The organism is Lysobacter sp. SCRH-1R (genome assembly GCF_057747855.1).
In genome coordinates this window covers 422,021-441,427 of the sequence record NZ_CM173227.1, presented here as the reverse complement: position 1 = coordinate 441,427, position 19,407 = coordinate 422,021, and the positions used below count along the sequence as shown (strand labels likewise).

Sequence of the window (19,407 nt, the reverse complement as noted above, 5' to 3'; positions counted from 1 at the left end):
GGCCTCAGGACGGCGGTTTGGCGCTGGCGAACACGGCAGGGAGCGGCACGCGCTTACACGCCCGCCTTCAGCACCCGCTCCGCTTCGATCTTGCCCAGCAGCCACTGCAACCCCGCCAGGTGCTGCTGGTCATGGCTGCACAGGTAGTGCACCAGGCTGCGCAGGGTGAGCGGGCCGTAGCCTTCGAACTCCGCCGTGCGCGCGAGTTGCGCCTCGTCCAGCCGCGCGATCGTCTCCACCGTGCGCGCACGCGCGTCGCGGAAGGCGTGCAGCACCGCTTCGGCATCGGCGCGCGCGTAGTCGCGTTCGATCGCCAGCGGCTCGCTTTCGATCGACGGCAGCAGCGGATGCGATTCCTCCAGCGTGCGGCGGATGCGTTCCTGGTAGCCCTCGATCTCGATGTCGCGCACGTGGCACAGTTGTTCGATCGCGGTGAAGCGCTCGCTCGGAATGCCGTCCCAGCTGGGCGGCGCCCAATGGCGGTGCGACGCCGGAATCGCCTTGTAGTGCGCCTCCAGTTGCAGCGGGAACAACGCGAGTGCGTTCAGCGTGGTCCTGTCCATGGCCATGCCCTCATGCCGCCGCCGCGATCGCCGCCTGGCGACGCGCCCGCCACAGGCCTTCGCCGGCGAAGATCGCCAGCGCGATCCAGATGAAGACGAAGCCGGTGGCACGGTCGCGATCGAAGGCTTCGCCGAAGAACAGCACGCCCAGCAGGAACTGGATCGTCGGTGCGATGTACTGCATCAACCCGACCACCGACAGCGGCGCGCGCCGTACGGCGTAGGCGAAACCGATCAGCGGGAGCGCGGTCAGCACGCCGGCGAAGATCAGCAGCGCGTCGGCCGCGATCCCGTAACCGCCGCCGAAGCCGCCGGCGCCATGCGTCTCGCTCCACAGCAGCAGCGCCAGCGCGGGCAGGAACAGGTACACGCCTTCCACGCCGAGGCCGCTCACCGCATCCACCGCGACGAGCTTGCGGATCAGGCCGTACAGGCCGAACGAGAGCGCCAATCCGAGCGCGATCCACGGCGGCTGCCCGTACTGCCAGGTGAGCCACGCCACGCCCGCCGTCGCCAGCGCGACGGAGAGCCATTGCATCCGCGTGAGCCGCTCGTGCAGGAACACCACGCCCAGCACGACGCTGATCAGCGGATTGATGAAGTAGCCCAGGCTGCTTTCGACCACGTGGCCGGCGTTCACCGCCCAGATGTACAGGCCCCAGTTGAAGGCGATGAGCACGCCGCTCAGCAGCAGCATCCACGCCGCGCGCGGTCGCGCGAGCGTCGCCTTCAGCCAGCCGCGTCCCTGCTTCCACGCCAGCCAGCCGGCGACGAGCAGCGCGCTCCACACGATCCGGTGCAGCACGATCTGCAGCGACGGCACGTTCTTCAGCAGGTGCCAGTACAGCGGCATCAGGCCCCACAGGACGAAGGACGCCGCGGCGATCCACAGGCCGTTGCGGGTGTCGTGGTGGGGACTCATGCGGCCGGCTCCGAGGACGACGTCGTGGATACGGCGGGCGCCGGCGCGGCGGGCTTCGCAGCGCGCGCCTTCGACAGCGTGATGATCACCACGCCGAGCAGGATCACCGCCATCGCGCCGAGGTCGTGCGCGGTGAAGCGTTCGCCGCCAATCAAGGCGCCGAACAGCACCGCGATCGGCGGGTTCACGTACGCATAGCTGGTCGCCAGCGCCGGGCGCACGTGGTGCAGCAGCCAGATGTAGGCGGTGAAGCCGAAGATCGAGCCGGCAACGACGAGGTAGAACATCGCGGCGGTGGCCGACATCGACGGCATCTGTGTGATGCGCTCGCCGTGGATGACCGCGGCGATCAGCATCCACACGCTGCCGGTGAGCATCTGCCCGGCGGCCGACATGAAGGGCTGCGGCAGGTCCTGGTCGCGGCTCCAGATCGAGCCCCAGGCCCAGGCGATCGGGGCGATCACCAGGCAGATGAGGCCGAGCATGGAGGACGACAGCTCGCCGCCCGCGTTGAGCCAGAGCACGCCGAGGAAGCCGATGATCAGGCCGACCCATTCGACCTTCGACGGATGGCGCCCACGCAGCATCGCGAACACGCCGGCGAACAGCGGCATCGAGGCGACGGCGATCGCGGCCAGGCCGGAGCCGACCTCGGTCTCGGCCAGGTTCACCAGGCCGTTGGACAGCAGCACCATCCAGATCGAAAGCACCCAGAGCGTGCGCCATTGCCGGCCGGTCGGCGAGGCGACCCCGCGTGCGCGCAGCACGACGTACATGATCAGCCCGGCGAGGAACATGCGGCCGGCGCCGAGCAGGAACGGCGGGTAGCTCTCCAGCGCGAAGCGGATCGCCAGGTACGTGGAGCCCCAGAGGATGTAGACCGAGGCCAGGGCGAAGGCAACGGCCAGCGCGCCGGGCGCGGCCCGGCCGGTGGGTGAAGCGGTGCTCATGCGGATTCCATGCGTGGGGTGGAGGTGCGGCACTGCTCTGGATGAACGCGACGGCGGGAAACACAGCGTTGCGCCAGCCGCGAACGCCGGACGACATCGAGGCACCGTGCGGTGGGAGCGTTCCTGCCCGTTGGGACAGAAGCGCCGCACGCGCGGTGCCGGAAGTCGTTCGGATAGGCGAAGCGTAACGCGCGAAGCCCGCGACGTGCTTGATAAATCGTGCGCCTGCACGCAAGAATTTTGCATGCCGCAAACGCCCGTCGCACTGGATGAGTTCGACCACCGCCTGCTCGAGCTGCTCCAGCGCGACAGCGCGGCGACGTTGACCGCGCTGGGCGAGGCGGTCGGCCTGTCGGCCAGCGCCGTGCAGCGGCGCATTACGCGCTATCGCAAGCAGGGGTTGATGCGCGAGGTGGCGGTGCTCGATTCGACGCTGCTCGGCACGACCACGCTGGCGACGGTGCTGGTGGCGATGGAGCGCGAGTCGGCCAAGCTGCACGCCGCCTTCCACGCCCGCATGCGCGCCGCGCCGGAAGTGCAGCAGTGCTACACGCTGGCCGGCGAGTGGGATTACCTGGTGATCCTGTGCACCACCGGCGTCGCGCATTGCCGCGAGGTCGCCGATCGTCTCTTCATGGACGAAGGCAACATCAAGCGTTACGAAACGCGGATGGTGTTCGACGTGGTGAAGTCGGGCCTGCAGGTGCCCACGCGCGTGCCGACGCGGCGTCGCAAGTAACGGCTGCGCACCGCGACCGGTGCGGACGGCTCACGCGGTTCCGCGGAACACCAGCACCGGGATCGTGGAATGGGTCAGCACCTTGACCGTCTCGCTGCCCAGCACCAGCGCGTCGATGCCGCGCCGTCCGTGCGAGGCCATCGCGATGAGATCGCAGCCGCGCTCCCGGGCGATGGCGATGATGGCCCGGTACGGCGATTCGTCCTCGATCACCAGCGTGTCGCAGTGGATGCCCAGCGCCTGCGCCTTGGCGCTCACGTCGTCCAGTTGCCGGCGTGCGGCGTCGTGCACGACGCGGTTGTAATCGACCACGCCGACCATCAGCTGCTCCGGGGTGATCGCGAACACGTGGTAAGGCGTGGTGACGCGCAACGCCGTCACTCTGGCGCGCAGCGAATGGGCGAGCGCCAACGCCTGTTCGACCGCGCGGTCCGACAGCTCCGAGCCATCGGTTGGGACGCACAGATGGCGGTACATGGGGCATCTCCTGATGGCGACGTGGGCCAGCGTCCTCCGGAATGGGTGCTGGTGCCATTGCCGAGCGGCGTTACAGCGCGCGTCGCCGACGAACGGTGGCCTTGCGCTTCTGTAGCCCGGGTAAGCGAAGCGCCCCCGGGGAGGCGTGACGTGCTGACCGGGCGCTGTCGCTTGCGCTTCACCCCTCCCAACCATCCCCTGCATTCGAAGGGGAGGGAGCATTTGGCCCCTCTCCCTTCGGTGACCGAAGGAAGTGCGGAGCTGATAGGGATTGGGTGAGGGGCGGGACGTGCGATGTAGTGATGCGGCTGGCACTTACGTCGCTGCGTTGAAGGTTGCGTCTGCACTCGTCAGCGCTGCGGTGCTTCACTTCACCCCTCCCCAACTCTCTCCTGCATTCGCAGGGGAGGGAGCATTTGGCCCCTCTTCCTTCGGTGACCGAAGGGAGTGCGGAGCTGAGCGGGGTTGGGTGAGGTGTGGGACGTGCGATGTAATGATGCGGCTGGTACTTACGTCGCTGCGTTGAAGGTTGCGTCTGCACTCGTCAGCGCTGCGGTGCTTCACTTCACCCCTCCCCAACTCTCTCCTGCATTCGCAGAGGAGGGAGCATTTGGCCTCTCTCCCTTCGGTGACCGAAGGGAGTGCGGAGCTGAGAGGGGTTGGGTGAGGTGTGGGACGTGATGCGGCTGGTACTTACGTTGCTGCGTTGAAGTTTGCGTCTGCACTCGTCAGCGCTCCCAACCCTCTCCTGCATTCGCAGAGGAGGGAGCATTTGGCCCCTCTCCCTTCGGTGACTGAAGGGAGTGCGGAGCTGATAGGGATTGGGTGAGGGGCGGGACGTGCGATGTAGTGATGCGGCTGGCACTTACGTCGCTTCGTTGAAGGTTGCGTCTGCACTCGTCAGCGCTGCGGTGCTCCACTTCACCCTCCCCAACTCGCGGCCATCGGGCTAACCCGATGGCTCTCGTCGCGACGCGCGCCAGTGGCGCGCAAACGTCCCCTCCTCACCCCTGCATTCGCAGGGGAGGGTGCATCAGTTCGCCATGCTTATCCGGCCACAGGGGAGCTGCCTTCACGCGACGCGCTCACGCTCCAACACCCGCTGCTTCATCGGCAGCCCCCACCGATAACCGCCCAGAGAACCATCGCCGCGCACGACGCGATGGCACGGCACGACGATCGCCAGATGGTTCTGCCCGCACGCATTGGCCACCGCGCGCGAGGCGCGCGGGTGGCCGATCTGCTGCGCGATCTGCGCGTAGCTGCGCGTCTGTCCGCGCGGGATCTTCATCAGCGCGTCCCACACTTTCTTCTGGAACGCGGTGCCGATGAGATCCACCGGCACCTGTGCTTGCCGCCCGGCGAGCGCGTCGGCCACCGCGCGCAGGCGCGGAGCGAGGAACTCGTCGCGTCCGGCGTCCACACGTTCCAGCTGCGCCTTCGGGAATTCCTCGTGCAACCGCGCTTCCAGCATCGCCGCGTCGTCGCCCAGTTCGATCATGCAGATGCCCCGTTCGGTCGTCGCGACCAGCGCCTGGCCGAGCGCGGTGTCGGCGATGCTCCAGCGGATCTGCTCGCCCTCGCCGCCGGCGCGATAACGCGCGGGCGTCATGCCGAGCTTCGCCGCGCCGCCTTCGTAGACGCGCGACGGCGAGCCGTAGCCGGCGTCGTACAGCGCCGCGCTCACGTCGCTGCCCTCGCGCAGCGCGCCCTTCAGCGTGCCGAGCTTGCGTTGCGACAGGTACTCCGCCGGGCTCAGGCCGAAGCGCTCGGTGAAGCGGCGCTGCAGGTGCGAGGCGCTGAGACCGACGTCGGCGGCGAGTTCGTGCAGCGTCGGCTCGCCGTCGTCGAGGAGGCGGCGGGCGTGATCGAGCTTGTCGCGCAGCTGGCGGGCGGTGTTCATGGCCCAAACAGTAACGGGCGCCCGAGGGCGCCCGCTATCCGATTCTTGTTTTGCCTCGCGTGGGGATTTCCCCCGGCGTGATGTCAGTCCGCCCAGTGTCCCAGCGTCGTCGCCGTCGGCAGGACCTGCGCCGAGAGCTGGCGATCGTTGTTCAGCAGGCGCACCGCGTCGGCGAGGATCGCGGCCGATTCGCGAAGCAGCGGGTCGGGACGCTTGTCGGCCAGCTTCTCGCGTTCGGCGTCCTTGGCGATGTCGCGCTCGTTCGCGGCGAGGCCGTCGTCGTTGTAGTCGTCGGCCAGCGGATCGAGGTCCAGACCCAGCGCCTTGCGCTGTTCCTGGCGCGACTTGCGCTTGGCTTCCTCGCGGTCGCGTTCGGCGCGGCGATCGGCCTCGTTGAGGCTGACCCACTTCTTCGCGCGCTCCTCGCGGAACTGCGCGACGTCCTCGCTCCACCACTGGAATTCCTTGTCGCCGGCGATACGCGCGGTGTGCAGCGATTCCAGCTTCGGCAGCAGCGGCGAGAAGTTGCCGTAGGTGGTGTGCGGCACGGCCGAGATGCGGGTCCACGGCAGCGCGTTGTCGTAGGTGCTTTCGCCGTACTCGCTCGCGTCGACCGAGACCGGGAAGGCCACGTCCGGCACCACGCCCTTGTTCTGCGTCGAACCGCCGCTGACGCGGAAGAACTGCGCGATGGTCAGCTTCACCTGCCCGAAGCGGGCCTCTTCATTCGCCGGCCAGCGGTCGAGATCGACCAGGTTCTGCACCGTGCCCTTGCCGAAGCTCGTCTCGCCGATGACCAGGCCGCGACCATAGTCCTGGATCGCGCCAGCGAAGATCTCCGACGCCGAGGCCGAACCACGGTTGATCAGCACCGCCAGCGGGCCTTCCCACGCGATGCCGGTGTCGCTGTCGCCTTCCACGCTGACGCGGCCGCCGGACTCGCGCACCTGCACGACCGGGCCACGGTCGATGAACAGGCCGGTGAGTTCGATCGCTTCGTTGAGCGAGCCGCCGCCGTTGTTGCGCAGGTCGAGCACGACGCCGTCGACGTTCTTGCCGCGCAGCTCTTCCAGCAGCTTGGCGACGTCGCGGGTGGCCGAGGCGTAGTCGTTGCTGTTCTTCCGGCGGCCTTCGAAGTCCTGGTAGAAACCGGGCAGTTCGATCACGCCGATGCGCTGCTCGGGCGCGCCTTCCTTGCCGGGAATGGTGATGACCTTCGACTTGGCGGCCTGGTCTTCCAGGCGCACCTTGTCGCGCACCAGCACCAGCCGCTGCGGCTGGCTGTCCAGGCCCGCTTCGGCCGGGATCACGTCCAGGCGCACCTTGGTGCCCTTGGCGCCGCGGATCTTGGCGACGACGTCGTCGATGCGCCAGCCGATCACGTCCTCCATCGCGCCGCTTTCGCCCTGCCCCACGCCGACCACGCGGTCGCCGGGCTTGAGCTTGCCGGACTTGCCGGCGGGGCCGCCGGGCACGATCTCGCGGATCGCGACCACGTCGTCCTGCTTCTGCAGCACCGCGCCGATGCCTTCCAGCGAGAGCGACATCGACACGTTGAAGTTGTCGGCGGTCTTCGGCGTGAAGTAGTCGGTATGCGGATCGACCGAGTTGGCGTAGCTGTTGAGGAAGGTCTGGAACACGTCCTCGCCCTTCAGCTCGGCGATCGACTTGCCCATGTTGGTGTAGCGCTTGTCGAGCGTCTTGCGGATGTCGTCCGGCTTCTTGCCGGCGAGCTTCAGGCGCAGCCAGTCGTTGCGCACCGACGCCTTCCACAGCGTGTCCAGCGCGGCCTCGTCGGTGGCCCACGGCGCGTCCTCGCGGTCGTACTCGTAGCGATCGGTGCCGGTGAAATCGAAGATGTCCTGCTTGAGCAGCGTGCGCGCGTAGCCCACGCGCTGGTCCACGCGCTGCTTGTAGGTGGCGAAGATCGCGTAGGCCGGCGCGAGGTCGCCGCTCTTGATCGCGTCGTCGAACTTGAGTTTGTGCGCGTCGAACTTGGCGATGTCCTGCGCGGTGAAGAACTGTTTGCCGCCATCGAGCGCTTCCAGGTAGCGCTTGTAAATGTCGGCCGAGAGTGTGTCGTCCAGCGCGACCGGGCGGTACGCGTAGCGGCTGTCGGAGAGCAGGCCGTAGACGAGCTTGGCCGCCGTGGTCTGGTCGGCGGTCGCCGCGCGCGGCAGCGGCGAGGGCTCCATCGACTTGATCAGGTTCGGCTTTTCGTGCTGTGGCCGTTCGACCTGCGAGGTCTTCTGGTCCGCGCTGTCGGACTGCGCGAGCAGTGCCACGGGGGAGGCCAGCGCGAGGGCGACGAGGACGGAGGCGGAAGTGGTCTTGAGTTTCATCGAGGAGGCTTCGCGACCGCGGCGCGGCCGAATGGGGAGTCCTGAGGAGACGAACGCAGAATGGACGGCGGTTCGACAACCCCACAGTGCCGAAAGTTGCAGCGGCTGTCACCCACCGGGGGTGGGAATTACCGTGCCGTCAGCCGCACTTCGCCCATTCACGTCCGCGCGTTCAGCTGGGCGACGGTCGGCGGTCAGGCAGGGGTTAGCGTCGGCCTTTGCCGATCAATGAGATGTGAGCGGTAGACGGGCTCAACCGGCCGCGACGACGCCGGCTTCGATCGCCGAACGGTCGGCGTGGTAGGACGAGCGGACCAGCGGGCCGGAGGCGACGTGGGTGAAGCCCAGCGCGTAGCCGTAGTCCTCCAGCGCCTTGAACTCCTCCGGCGTCCAGTAACGCAGCACCGGATGGTGGTGCGCGCTGGGCTGGAGGTACTGGCCGATGGTGATCATGTCCACGTCGTGGTCGCGCAGGTCGCGCAGCGTGGCCTGCACCTGCTCCATCGTCTCGCCCAGGCCGAGCATGATGCCGCTCTTGGTGGCGACGTCCGGATGCTGCGCCTTGAACTTCTTCAGCAGCGTCAGCGACCACTGGTAGTCGGCGCCGGGGCGGACGTTGCGGTACAGGTCCGGCACGGTCTCGACGTTGTGGTTGAACACGTCGGGCGGATTGGTGGCGAGGATCTCCAGCGCGCGCTCCATGCGGCCCTTGCCGCGGAAGTCCGGCGTGAGGACCTCGATGCGCGTGCGCGGGCTGTGCTCGCGGATCGCTTTGATGCAGTCGACGAAATGCTGGGCGCCGCCGTCGCGCAGGTCGTCGCGATCGACGCTGGTGACGACCACGTACTTCAGGCCCATGTCGGCGACGGTGGTCGCCAGGCTCAGGGGCTCGGACGGATCCGGCGGCTTCGGCCGGCCATGGGCGACGTCGCAGAAGCTGCAGCGGCGGGTGCACACCTCGCCGAGGATCATGAAGGTCGCGGTGCCGTGGCTGAAGCACTCGTGGATGTTCGGGCAGCTGGCTTCCTCGCACACCGTCACCAGACGGTTCTCGCGCAGCTTCGACTTCAGCTGCTGCACCGAGTTGCCCGAGGGGATGCGCACGCGGATCCACGACGGCTTGCGCAGCACCGGCGCGTCGGCGAACTGCACCGGCGATCGGGCGATCTTGTCGCCGGCGATCTGCTTCACGCCCGGCTGCAACGACGGCGCGGCGTCGCCGCTCACGACCGAAAGCGGGATGGTCTTGGGGGCGGTCTCGGACATGGCGTGGGGGAATCTCTGGATCGGCGAAAAGACGGCGCCGGGGAAGGTCAGAACGTCGGCGGCGGGGCCGTTTCGACGGTCAGGCCGAACTGGCGGGCGACGTGCCCGATCAGCACCGGCTTGACCGGCTCCAGCCCGGACGGGCCGCCCAAGTCTAGCATCGAGGTCACCTGCAGCCCCTGGTAGCCGCAGGGGTTGATGCGCCGGAACGGCTCCAGGTCCATGGCGATGTTGAACGCCAGCCCGTGGAAGGTGCAGCCGCGACGCACGCGGATGCCGAGCGCGCCGATCTTCGCCCCATTCACGTACACGCCGGGCGCGCCGTCGCGGCGCTCGGCGTGGAGGTTCCAGTCGCCCAGGGTGTCGATCATCGCCTGCTCGATGCGGTGCACGTATTCCTTGACGCCGATCTTCAGGCGCTTCAGGTCGAGCAGCGGGTACAGCACGATCTGGCCGGGCCCGTGATAGGTCACCTGGCCGCCGCGATCGACGTGGATCACCGGGATGTCGCCGGGGAACAGCACGTGTTCGGCCTTGCCGGCCTGGCCGAGGGTGAACACCGGGTCGTGTTCGACCAGCCACAGCTCGTCGGGCGTGTCGGCGGTACGCGCGTCGGTGAAGGCCTGCATCGCGTGCCAGACCGGTTCATAGGCGCGGCGGCCGAGGTCGCGCAGCTGCGCCGGTGGCGCTGCGCGAAGCGGTTCCTGCGCGATGACGGCCTCGCTCAGAGCGTCCACTTCACTTCCGGGTGGTCGCGCAGCACCTGGTGCGCCTTGTCGTATTCCTCGCGGCTACGCGCGCGGAAGGTGATCCGAACCGAGACGAAACGGCCGTTGCTGGAGAGCTTCCAGTTGACGGTTTCCTGGACCACTTCGATGCCCGCGTCGAGCAGCAGCGTCGGCAGCGCCGTTTCCAGATCCTTCTCGGCAGCGCCCATGGCGCTCAGCTCGAACGTGCCCGGGAACTGGAAGCCGTGCTCGGGGTTGTCGGATTTGATTTCCATGGCGGAATTATGGGTCCGGGCCGGGGCAAACCCAAGGCGGGGACCGGCTCCCACCCGCTCAGGCCAATCGCGTCCTCGCAGGCGTGAGCGTGGCCGCATGCCGCGGCCCCACCCCAACCCCTCTCCCGGAGAAGCTTTAGAGCCGCCCCGCTTTCGGATTCGTCCTATTCGACCGCGAACGCGCGGCGAACAGACTTCGCGCCCTGTTCCACGCCATCCACCGCCACCATGCCCAAGCCGTTATCGCATCGCTCCCTGGTGCTGTTGCTGGTCGTCTACACCGCGTCGATGGCCGCGCTCATGCTGATCCTCGCGCTGATGATCGCCGGCTACGGCGACACCGGCACCGGCGATGCGCTGTCGATCGCCGCGCCCTTCGTCCTGCTGCTGTGCGCACTTGGGCTGGCGACGTACCTGGTCGCGATGCGCATGCTCCGGCAGGGCCGCGAGAAACGCGCGCTGGCGTGCATGTGCGGCTACGCCTGCCTGCCCTGGCCGATGATGGCCGCGCTGCTGTACTGACGCCGGAAGCAGGAAGGCCGGCTTGCGCCGGCCTTCCTCGGGATCGATGCGGAACGCGGACCTCAGTCCGACTCCCACCACATCCAGAACTCGTCCCACAGGCGCTTGAAGAAGCCGCCCTCCTCCACCGCGTTCAACGCGACCAGCGGGCGCTGCGAAACGACCTTGCCGTCCAGCATCACCTTCACCGTGCCGATCTTCTGGCCCTTGGCGATCGGCGCGACGAGTTGCTTGGGCACGTCCATCATCGGCTTGAGCTGGTCGTACTTGCCGCGCTGCACCGTCACCAGCAGCGGTTCGGCAACGCCGAGCTGCACTTCGTCGGCCGCGCCCTTCCACACCTTCTGCTTCGCCACGGCCTTGCCGACGTCGTAGAGCTTGTGCGTCTCGAAGAAGCGGAAGCCCCAGTTGAGCAGCGCCTGCGAATCGACCGCGCGCTGGTTCTCGCTGGTGGAGCCCATCACGACCGAGATCAGGCGCTGGTCGCCGCGCTTGGCCGAAGCCATCAGGCAGTAGCCGGCGCCGGAATGGTGGCCGGTCTTGATGCCGTCGACGGTGGAGTCGCGCCACAACAGCAGGTTGCGGTTCGGCTGGGTGATCGGGCCGACTGTGTATTCCTTGATCTTGTTGTACGAGTACGCGACCGGGTAGTCGTGCACCAGCGCGCGGCCGAGCAGCGCCAGGTCGTGCGCGGTGGAGTAATGCTCCGGCGCGGACAGGCCGGTCGGGTTCACCCAATGGGTGTTCTTCAGGCCGATGCGCTGGGCGTACTGGTTCATCAGCGCGGCGAAGGCGTCGGTGCTGCCGGCGACGTGTTCGGCCAGCGCGATGGCGGCGTCGTTGCCCGACTGCACGACCATGCCCTGTTCCATTTCCAGCAGCGGCGCGGTCTTGTTGACCTCGAAGCCGGAGTAGCTGCCGTCGGTGCCAGCGCCGCCGACGCGCCAGGCGTTCTCGGTCATCATCACCTGGTCGTCGGGCTTGACCTTGCCGGCGGCCATCTCGGCGGCGATGACGTAGCTGGTCATCACCTTGGTGATGCTCGCCGGCTCCAGGCGCTGGTCGTAGTTCTCGCCGGCCAGGACGTTGCCGCTGGCGGCGTCCATCAGCACCCACGCGGTGCCGACGATCTTCGGCGGCGGCGGGACCGGGAGCGACTCGCTGGCGGCCGGCAGCTGCGTGCGCGGCGTCGGGGTCGGCGTGGTCTGGGCGAGGGCGAGGCCGGCCACGAGGGTCGTGGCGGCGGCCAGTACGGCGGCTCTGGCGAGAGCGGGGACTTTCATTTTCTGGACGGCTCCGGCGCCGGCGCGGACCGGCGGTTGACGATGAGTGAGAAGAATTCTAGTCGCGGACGCGCTGCGGCTGCCCGAATCCCAGACCCGCGATGCGCTGCGCAAGTTCCGTGGCCTGCGCGGCCTGCAGCGGACCGACGCGCAACCGCCACACGGTCTGGCCGTTGGCGCTGGCGTCGCTGATCTGGGCCGTATCGATGCCGGCCGCGCGCAGGCGGCCCAGGGCGCGATCGGCGTTGGCACGGGCGGTGAAGCTGGCGACCTGGAAGACGACGTTGTCCCCACCGAGGTCGATTGCCGGTGCGGGAATCGCCGGCGGCGGCGCGGCCTTCGCCGCCGCGACGGCCTGGGCGAACTTGCCGGCCTGGCTCGCGATGGGGGTCGGTTTGCCGGTGGCGATGCGCACGCCGGGCGGGAGCTCCGCGGCGTTCGCGGCCGACACCGGGATCGCCGCGACCAGCCGGTCCATCGCGCTCGGCGGTTTCACCGGTGCCGGCGCCGTGACGGGCGAAGCGGGCTCGGGCGTCTTCGGCGCGGACGCGTAGACGCGTTCCTCGTCCCCCGGCATCAGCGCGCGCACTTCCACCTTGCCGGTGCCGCGCTGGGTGATGCCGAGCTTCACCGCCGCCGCGTAGCTGAGGTCGATCAGGCGTCCATCATGGAACGGCCCGCGATCGTTGACGCGCACCACCACAGACTTGCCGTTGTCGAGGTTGGTCACGCGCGCGAAGCTCGGCAGTGGCAGCGTCTTGTGCGCGGCGGTGAAGGCGTACATGTCGTACACCTCCAGGTTCGACGTGCGGCGGCCGTGGAATTTCTGCCCGTAGTACGACGCCGTTCCGCGCTCGACATAGCCCTTCGGCGTGTCCAGCACCTTGTAGGTCTTGCCGAGCACGACGTACTTGGGCCGGTTCCCCACCGGCGAACGCGGTTCGTTGGTGACGTCCGGCTCGGGGATGGCGTCCACGTCGGGGATGTGATCCGGCGTGCTGTCCTTCACGCCCGGCTTGTACAGGCCGCCGGCGGTGTAGTGGCCGCGCGTGCTGGGATCTTCCTTCGCCGGCGCGTACGGGGATTTCTTCTTGCCGCCGGGCAACGGCGCGTGGTGCACGCCGCGATCGGGCATCGCGACCGACTCGGAGCCGGACTTCTTCGGCGAACTCGCGCACGCCGCGAGGGTGAGCACCGCGACCGCCAGGAGCGTCCGGGCGACCACGGTGCGCAGGGCGGCCGGGCGCATCATGCCGACGGCTGCCCGTTCGGAACGGCGGCGACGTCCGCGTCGCTTCGGCCGGCGATCGCCTCGCCCAGCAGGTACACCGCCATCGCGTAATGCTTGGAGATGTTGTAGCGGGTGATCGCGTAGAAGTTGCGGAAGCCGAACCAGTACTCCGGCCCGCTGGTGCCGTCGAGCATCACCACCGTGGCGTGCTGCGCGGCCGGCGTCACCGGCGTGAGCGGACGGAAACCGCGCTGCGCCAGCTCGTCCATCGTGTACAGCGGGTCCAGGCTTTCCGGCTCGATCGGCTGCGCGTTCGCGGCGGCGTTGGCACGCACCGTGACCGGACCGCCGCGCTCCCAGCCGCCCTTCTTCACGAAATAGTTGGCGATGGAGGCGAACACGTCGTCGAGGTTGTTGAACAGATCGCGCTTGCCGTCGCCGTCGCCGTCCACGGCGAACTCGCGGTAGCTGGACGGCATGAACTGGCCCCAGCCCATCGCACCGGCGTAGCTGCCCTTGAGCGTGGTGATGTCCAGCCCGGTTTCCTTGCCCAGCGCGAACAGCTGCGCCAGCTCGCCACGGAAGAAGGCCTCGCGGCGGTTCTCGCGATCGAGCCTGGCCGGATCGCCGCTGCGCGGATAGGCGAAAGCGAGCGTGTAGAGCGCATCGAGCACCGGGTACGAACCGGTGTTGCGGCCGTAATTGGTTTCCACGCCGATGATCGAGACGATCACTTCGGCCGGAACGCCGAATTTGGCTTCAGCGCGCATGAGTTCGTCGCGATGCTCGGCGAGGAACGCGCGACCGCCGTCGACGCGCGACCGGGTGATGAAGATTGGCCGGTAATCGCGCCATGGCTTGGCCTCGGCCGGCTTCGACATCGCGGCGATGATGCTGTCGCGGATCTCGGCCTGGGCGAGCACCGATTCGATGTACGCCGGATCAATGCCGTACTGCGCGGCGGTCTCGCGCACGAACGCGGCGCGCGCGATGTCGATCGGCTGCTGCACGACGGGCTCCGGCAAGGCCGGCGTGCCCGGCACGGGGCGCGGCTTCGCGGCGGCGGCGGGAGCGGAGGCGGCGGGGGTCTGCGGCGCGGGCGCCTGGGCCTGGGTGGCGCAACCGGCCAACGCGGCAACAAGCGCGCTGATCGCGGCGCTACGGGTGAAGTGGCGTCGGGTCATCGCCGGGAGGGTAGCACGCGTTCCGCGAGGCAAAAACCGCGTGTTCATGCGCGCAGGGGGCATCAGTCAGGTTCGCTCGAGCCCGCTTCGATACGCGCTCCAGGTGCGTATCGCGTCGCCACGCTCGTGCAGGAAAAAGGATCAGCGAAGCGCATCAGCGCGCGTAGATCGGCCGATGCGCCCGCACCGCCATCACCACGCCCAACCCGGCCAGCAGCGACACGGCCGAGGTACCGCCGTAGCTCAGCAACGGCATCGGCACGCCGACCACCGGCAGCAGGCCGGAGATCATTCCGCCATTGACGATCACGTACACGCAGAACGCCAGGCCGAGCGCGCCGGCGATCAGGCGCGAATAGCCGTCGCGCGCCTCGGAGGCGATCCACAGGCAGCGGCCGATCACGAAAAGGTACAGCGCCAGAACGGTGGCCACGCCCATCCAGCCGAATTCCTCGCTCAGCACGGCGAAGATGAAGTCGGTGGTGTGTTCAGGCAGGTAGTTCAGGTGCGACTGCGAGCCCTGCCCCCAGCCCTTGCCGGTGAGGCCGCCGGCGCCGATGGCGATCTTCGACTGGATGATGTTCCAACCGGTGCCGAGCGGGTCGGATTCGGGGTTGAGGAAGGTGAGGATGCGGTCCTTCTGGTACGGCCGCAGCAGCCAGAACCACGCGACGGGCGCGACCGCCGCGACCGCGCCGAACGCCATGCCGAACCACCACCACGGCAGGCCGGCCAGATACAGGGCGAAGGCGCCGCTCATCGCCACCAGCATCGCGGTGCCGAAGTCCGGTTGCAGCAGGATCAGCCCGGTCGGCGCGGCGATCAGCAGGCCCGCCATCAGCACGGTGCGGAAACGCGGCGGCAGCGCCTGGCGGTCGAGGTACCAGGCGACCATCATCGGCAGGCTCAGCTTGAGCAGTTCCGCCGGCTGCACGTAGACCACGCCGAGGTTGATCCAGTGGCGGCCGTGCTTGCCGGTGCCGATCAGCAACACCAGCAGCAGCGGCAGCAGCGAGGCGCCGAACACGATCGGGGTCCAGTTGCGCAGTTGGTTCGGCGGCACGCGCGACAGCGCCCACATCACGCCCAGCCCGGCGACGAAGAATGCGCCCTGGCGCACTACCAGACCGACGGAATGATCGGCGGCGCTGTAGAGCACGGCCAGGCCGATTCCCATCAGCGCGAGCAGCGCGCCCAGCAGCGGCAGGTCGAGCGTGCGCGCGAAGCGCACCAGCAGGTCGAACAGCCAGCGCAGGATCTGCCTCATCGGGTGGGCTCCTGGGGCGGGGTCTGCGTCTGCGGTTGCGACGGTTGCGGCTGCGCTTGCGTCGTTCCGCTCGCGGCAGGCGGAGTTGCGACGACGGCGCGCGGCGTCGGCAGGATCGGTGCCACCGGCGCGCCCTGCGTCGCGGCGGCGGCCACGACCGGCGCCGCATGCGGTTGCGCCGGACGCGTGTACTTCGGATCGGTCGGCACCGGTTCGGGCATCTTGCCCAGCAACCATGCGTCGAAGATCTTGCGCGCGATCGGCGCCGCGGTGCTGCCGCCGAAGCCGCCGTGTTCGACCGAAATGGCCACCACGATCGTCGGGTTGTCGGCCGGCGCATAGCCGACGAACAGCGCCTGGTGACGCAGGTGGTACGGCAGCGAGTGCGGATCGAAACTCTGGCTGCCCTTGCGACTGATCTTCTGCGCGGTGCCGGTCTTGCCCGCCATCAGGTACGGCGCGCCGACGGCCATGGCGCGGCCGGTGCCGCCCGGCCCCATCGTCGCCATCATCCCTTCCTGCACCGCGCGCAGGTTGTCGGGCTTGTCGGTGATGAGCGGCGGCGTCGGCTGCGGCAGCGGCACCCACGGCGTGTCGTAACCGTTGCGGCGTTCCGCGACGAGGTGCGGGCGCACGAGGCGCCCGCCGTTCGCGATCGCCGCCGTCCCGCGCACCAGCTGCAGCGTGGTGGCGATCCAGTAGCCCTGGCCGATGCCGGCGTTGACCGTCTCGCCCGCGTACCACGGCTCCTTGCTGCGCGTGCGCTTCCATTCGGGCGACGGCACCACGCCCTTGTTCTCGCCGGCCAGGTCGATGCCGGTGCGTTCGCCGAATCCATACCTGCGCATGTATTCGTCGAAGCGCTCGATGCCCATGTCGTAGGCGAGCTTGTAGTAGTAGTAGTTCACCGACGCGGCGATCGACTTGCGCAGGTCGGTCCAGCCCGCGCCGCCGTGCGCGTCGCGCCAGCCGCGGCGCTGGCCGGGGATGTAGAACGTACCGGTGGAGAACACCGCGTCCTCGGGCCGGCGCAGGCCGCTGTCGAGGCCGGCGAGCGCGATCAGCGGCTTCACCGTCGAACCCGGCGGCCCGCCGCCGAGCACGTTGCGGTTGAACAGCGGCCGCGACGGGTTGTCCATCAGCGCGCGGTAATCGACGTTCGAGATGCCGTTGACGAACAGGTTCGTGTCGTAGCCCGGCAGGCTGACCATGCCGAGGATCTCGCCGGTGCGCGGGTCCATCGCGATGGCCGAACCGTCCATGTCGCCGAACGCGGTCACCATCGCCTGCTGCAGGTCGAGGTCGATGCTCAGGCGCAGATCGGCGCCCGGTGTCGCCGGCACGTGGCCGACCTGGCGCATCGGGCGGCCGTCGACGTTGGTTTCGATCTGCTCGTAACCGACCTTGCCGCGCAGCGCCTCCTCGTAATAGCGCTCCAGCCCGGTCTTGCCGATGTGGGTCAGCGCCGCTCCGCCCTCGCCGAGTTCCTTCAGGTCGTCGGCGTCGATGCGGCCCACGTAGCCGATGACATGCGACAGCAGTTCGCCATAGGGGTAGCGGCGATTGAGGTACGGGACGAGGTCCACGCCCGGATAGCGCCAGCGATCGACCGCGAACCGCGCGGCCTCCTCCTCGGTGACGCGCAGCTTCAGGGTGATCGGCTTGTAGCCGCGGGTGGCGCGGCGTTCGTCCTCGAAGCGGGCGATGTCCTCGGGCGTCAGCGCGACGATCTTCGCCAGCGACGGCAGCCAGTCGCCGGACTTGCCGGCTTCGAAGGGCGTTACCTCGATGCGGTAAGCCGGCACGTTGTCGGCCAGCACGCGGCCCTTGCGATCCAGGATCAGCCCGCGTCCGGGCACCACCGGACGCAGCTTGACACGGTTGGCTTCCGAGCGCGTGGCGTAGTCGTCGTGCTGCCAGACCTGCAGGCGGAAGTACCAGAACCCCAGGCCCAGGATCGCCACCAGCACGCACAGGAAGGCGATCGCGGAGCGCAGTCGGAACTGGTTGGCTTCGGCTGCGCTGTTCTTCAGGACGCGGCGGCGCGGGCCCATCTCAGCGCGCCCTCCACCGGCCGTGGCGCAGCGAGTCCAGCGCGACGTAGGCCAGCGGCCACAGCACCATGCCGGTCACCGGCGAAAGCCACCGCAGCGGATGCAGCGGCTGGCTGCCGACGGCGATGTGGATCGCGGCGGTGACGATGCAGTCGTTCAGCAGCAGGCCGCCGATCGCCAGCGCCTGCTGCGACATCGGGAAGAAGCGCAGCCGCGCGCGGAAGCGCTGCAGGATGTAGGCCATCACCACCAGCCGCAGCGCCTGTTCGCCGAACAGGCTGCCGGTGACCAGGTCGCCAAGCAAGCCGATGATGAAGGCGACGCCGAGGCCGACGTGGTCGGGGTTCTCGATCACCCAGTACGCCAGCACCAGCGCCAGCCAGTACGGACGCAGCGGCTGCACCGCCGGCGGCAGCGGCATCAGCATGAGCAGGAGCGCGACCAGCAGGCTGACCGGCAGCACCCATTGCGGACGGGCGCGGGTCATCGGCGGGGCTCCGGAGGCGGGGTGCGCGTCGCCGGGGCATTCGCCGGCGGCGTGGGCGAAGGCGTGCGTGTGGCGGGCGCCTGCGGGGCGGCCGGGCGCGTCGCGGGATCGTTCGCGGGCGCGGGGTTCGCCGTGTTCGGAGGAACGGAAGCGCCCGTGTTGGCCGGCTGCGTCGTTCCCGCCGGAACGGCGCCCTGCGGCGCAGCCGTCGTGGCGCCGGGCGTCGCACCCTGCGTGCCCGCAGCGGGCATCGGGCCGGTCCCCGCTGGATCGGCCGGCGTGAACGCGGTCGCGCCCGGCAACGGATTGGGCATCGACAGCAGCACCAGCACTTCGCGACCACGATCGAGCTGCGCCGCCGGCGTGACTTCGCCGACGAGGAACGCGCGGCTGTCGTCGGGCTTGAGCGAGGCGATCTTGCCGACCGGGAAACCCGGCGCGAACCGGCCGCCCAGGCCGGAGGTGACCAGCACGTCGCCGACCTTCACGTCGCTGGACAGCGGCACGCTCGTCAGGCGCAGCTTGTCGCTGCGGCCCTCGCCGTACACGACCAGCCGCACCCCGTTGCGTGCGACCGCCACCGGCACGGCGTGCGAGGGATCGGTCAGCAGCAGCACGTTGGCGTACATCGGCGTCACGGCGATGACCTGACCGAGCAGGCCGTTGGCGTCGATCACGTTCTGCCCGACCTGCACGCGCTCGCGCGTGCCGGCGTTGAGGACGAGGCGCTGCCGCGCCGGGTCCAGGTCGATGTCGAGCACCGGCGCCAGCACCACGTCGAGGTTGCCGGTCTGGGCGGCGTCGAGCAGGCCGCGCAGGCGGGCATTGTCCGCCGCGAGCGTGGCGAGGCGCGCCATCCGCGCCTGGTTGAGCATCGCCTCGTTGCGAAGGCGTCGGTTCTCGGCGGTGAGCTGCGCGAGCGTGCCGGCGTCCTCGCGGACCCGATCGACCACCTGCCCCGGCCAGCCGGCGACCATCCACAGCGGCTGCACCATCAGCGTCACCTGCCGGCGCGCCTGCGCGAGCCAGCCGCCACGATGGTCGAGCACGATCAGCACCACCGCCAGCGCGAGGTACGCCAGCAGCTTGAGCGTGCCGGCCACGTCACCGGAGCGTGCGGAGGTGGGAGGGCCGGCGTAAGTGGGCATCGGGGCCGGAAGAGGCGGATCAGGTGTGGGACTTCGACATTCGCGGCCGGGCGGGAATCCCCCTCG

General features: G+C 69.0%; 17 protein-coding genes and 1 pseudogene. 2 read left to right on the top strand and 16 right to left on the bottom strand.

What is annotated here, in order from left to right; genetic code table 11:
• Positions 1-53: 53 nt before the first annotated feature.
• From AC3ANK_RS01930 to yedA, 3 genes and pseudogenes are all read right to left on the bottom strand, one after another.
• Positions 54-569, bottom strand: coding sequence for a DinB family protein (locus tag AC3ANK_RS01930; protein WP_484171989.1), 516 nt, complete (start codon positions 567-569; stop codon positions 54-56).
• A gap of 4 nt (positions 570-573) precedes the next feature.
• Positions 574-1,485, bottom strand: coding sequence for an EamA family transporter RarD (gene rarD, locus AC3ANK_RS01925; RefSeq protein ID WP_484171988.1), 912 nt, complete (start codon positions 1,483-1,485; stop codon positions 574-576).
• Positions 1,486-1,547: 62 nt separating this feature from the next.
• Positions 1,548-2,435: pseudogene (gene yedA / locus AC3ANK_RS01920) on the bottom strand (drug/metabolite exporter YedA); the annotation flags it as partial.
• Positions 2,436-2,679: 244 nt separating this feature from the next.
• On the opposite strand from yedA, the gene AC3ANK_RS01915 reads away from it, so the two are divergent.
• Positions 2,680-3,174, top strand: a complete 495-nt coding sequence (locus AC3ANK_RS01915; protein ID WP_206860226.1) for an Lrp/AsnC family transcriptional regulator — start codon at positions 2,680-2,682, stop codon at positions 3,172-3,174.
• 30 nt (positions 3,175-3,204) lie between these two features.
• Here the strand turns inward: AC3ANK_RS01915 and AC3ANK_RS01910 are convergent, their stop codons facing one another.
• The 6 genes from AC3ANK_RS01910 to AC3ANK_RS01885 all read right to left on the bottom strand — a co-directional run bounded on the left by AC3ANK_RS01910 (position 3,205) and on the right by AC3ANK_RS01885 (position 10,165).
• Positions 3,205-3,651: a universal stress protein gene (locus AC3ANK_RS01910; protein WP_484171987.1), complete on the bottom strand. Its 447-nt coding sequence runs from the start codon at positions 3,649-3,651 to the stop codon at positions 3,205-3,207.
• A 1,072-nt stretch (positions 3,652-4,723) separates the two neighbouring features.
• Positions 4,724-5,554 carry a methylated-DNA--[protein]-cysteine S-methyltransferase gene (locus tag AC3ANK_RS01905; protein WP_484171986.1) on the bottom strand — a complete coding sequence of 277 codons (831 nt, stop codon included), beginning with the start codon at positions 5,552-5,554 and terminating at the stop codon, positions 4,724-4,726.
• Positions 5,555-5,637: 83 nt separating this feature from the next.
• On the bottom strand, positions 5,638-7,896 hold the full coding sequence (locus AC3ANK_RS01900) for a carboxy terminal-processing peptidase (protein WP_484171985.1): 2,259 nt from the start codon (positions 7,894-7,896) through the stop codon (positions 5,638-5,640).
• Between the two features lie 252 nt (positions 7,897-8,148).
• The gene (gene lipA, locus AC3ANK_RS01895; RefSeq protein WP_484171984.1) at positions 8,149-9,162 is read right to left on the bottom strand and encodes a lipoyl synthase; all 1,014 of its coding nucleotides are present in this window, start codon (positions 9,160-9,162) and stop codon (positions 8,149-8,151) included.
• A 47-nt stretch (positions 9,163-9,209) separates the two neighbouring features.
• Positions 9,210-9,890 carry a lipoyl(octanoyl) transferase LipB gene (gene lipB, locus AC3ANK_RS01890; protein WP_484172918.1) on the bottom strand — a complete coding sequence of 227 codons (681 nt, stop codon included), beginning with the start codon at positions 9,888-9,890 and terminating at the stop codon, positions 9,210-9,212.
• A complete protein-coding gene (locus AC3ANK_RS01885; protein WP_206860232.1) occupies positions 9,887-10,165 on the bottom strand; it encodes a DUF493 family protein in 279 nt (92 codons plus the stop codon). The genes lipB and AC3ANK_RS01885 overlap by 4 nt, the downstream gene beginning before the upstream one ends.
• A 228-nt stretch (positions 10,166-10,393) precedes the next feature.
• Between AC3ANK_RS01885 and AC3ANK_RS01880 the strand changes: the two genes are divergently transcribed.
• Positions 10,394-10,687 (top strand): hypothetical protein, encoded by a 294-nt coding sequence (locus AC3ANK_RS01880; protein ID WP_484171983.1) that lies wholly within the window; start codon positions 10,394-10,396, stop codon positions 10,685-10,687.
• Between the two features lie 62 nt (positions 10,688-10,749).
• Here the strand turns inward: AC3ANK_RS01880 and AC3ANK_RS01875 are convergent, their stop codons facing one another.
• The 7 genes from AC3ANK_RS01875 to mreC all read right to left on the bottom strand — a co-directional run bounded on the left by AC3ANK_RS01875 (position 10,750) and on the right by mreC (position 19,296).
• Positions 10,750-11,970 (bottom strand): D-alanyl-D-alanine carboxypeptidase family protein, encoded by a 1,221-nt coding sequence (locus AC3ANK_RS01875; RefSeq protein ID WP_484171982.1) that lies wholly within the window; start codon positions 11,968-11,970, stop codon positions 10,750-10,752.
• Positions 11,971-12,028: 58 nt separating this feature from the next.
• On the bottom strand, positions 12,029-13,222 hold the full coding sequence (locus AC3ANK_RS01870) for a septal ring lytic transglycosylase RlpA family protein (RefSeq protein WP_484171981.1): 1,194 nt from the start codon (positions 13,220-13,222) through the stop codon (positions 12,029-12,031).
• Positions 13,219-14,385, bottom strand: a complete 1,167-nt coding sequence (gene mltB, locus AC3ANK_RS01865; protein WP_484171980.1) for a lytic murein transglycosylase B — start codon at positions 14,383-14,385, stop codon at positions 13,219-13,221. Before mltB ends, AC3ANK_RS01870 begins: the two co-directional genes overlap by 4 nt.
• A gap of 154 nt (positions 14,386-14,539) precedes the next feature.
• A complete protein-coding gene (gene rodA, locus AC3ANK_RS01860) occupies positions 14,540-15,652 on the bottom strand; it encodes a rod shape-determining protein RodA (RefSeq protein ID WP_206860236.1) in 1,113 nt (370 codons plus the stop codon).
• Positions 15,649-17,706: a penicillin-binding protein 2 gene (gene mrdA / locus AC3ANK_RS01855; RefSeq protein ID WP_484171979.1), complete on the bottom strand. Its 2,058-nt coding sequence runs from the start codon at positions 17,704-17,706 to the stop codon at positions 15,649-15,651. The genes rodA and mrdA overlap by 4 nt, the downstream gene beginning before the upstream one ends.
• A 1-nt stretch (position 17,707) precedes the next feature.
• Positions 17,708-18,193 carry a rod shape-determining protein MreD gene (gene mreD / locus AC3ANK_RS01850; protein WP_206860238.1) on the bottom strand — a complete coding sequence of 162 codons (486 nt, stop codon included), beginning with the start codon at positions 18,191-18,193 and terminating at the stop codon, positions 17,708-17,710.
• Complete coding sequence (mreC, locus tag AC3ANK_RS01845; RefSeq protein ID WP_484171978.1) at positions 18,190-19,296, bottom strand: rod shape-determining protein MreC; 1,107 nt, start codon at positions 19,294-19,296, stop codon at positions 18,190-18,192. Before mreC ends, mreD begins: the two co-directional genes overlap by 4 nt.
• Positions 19,297-19,407: the final 111 nt, after the last annotated feature.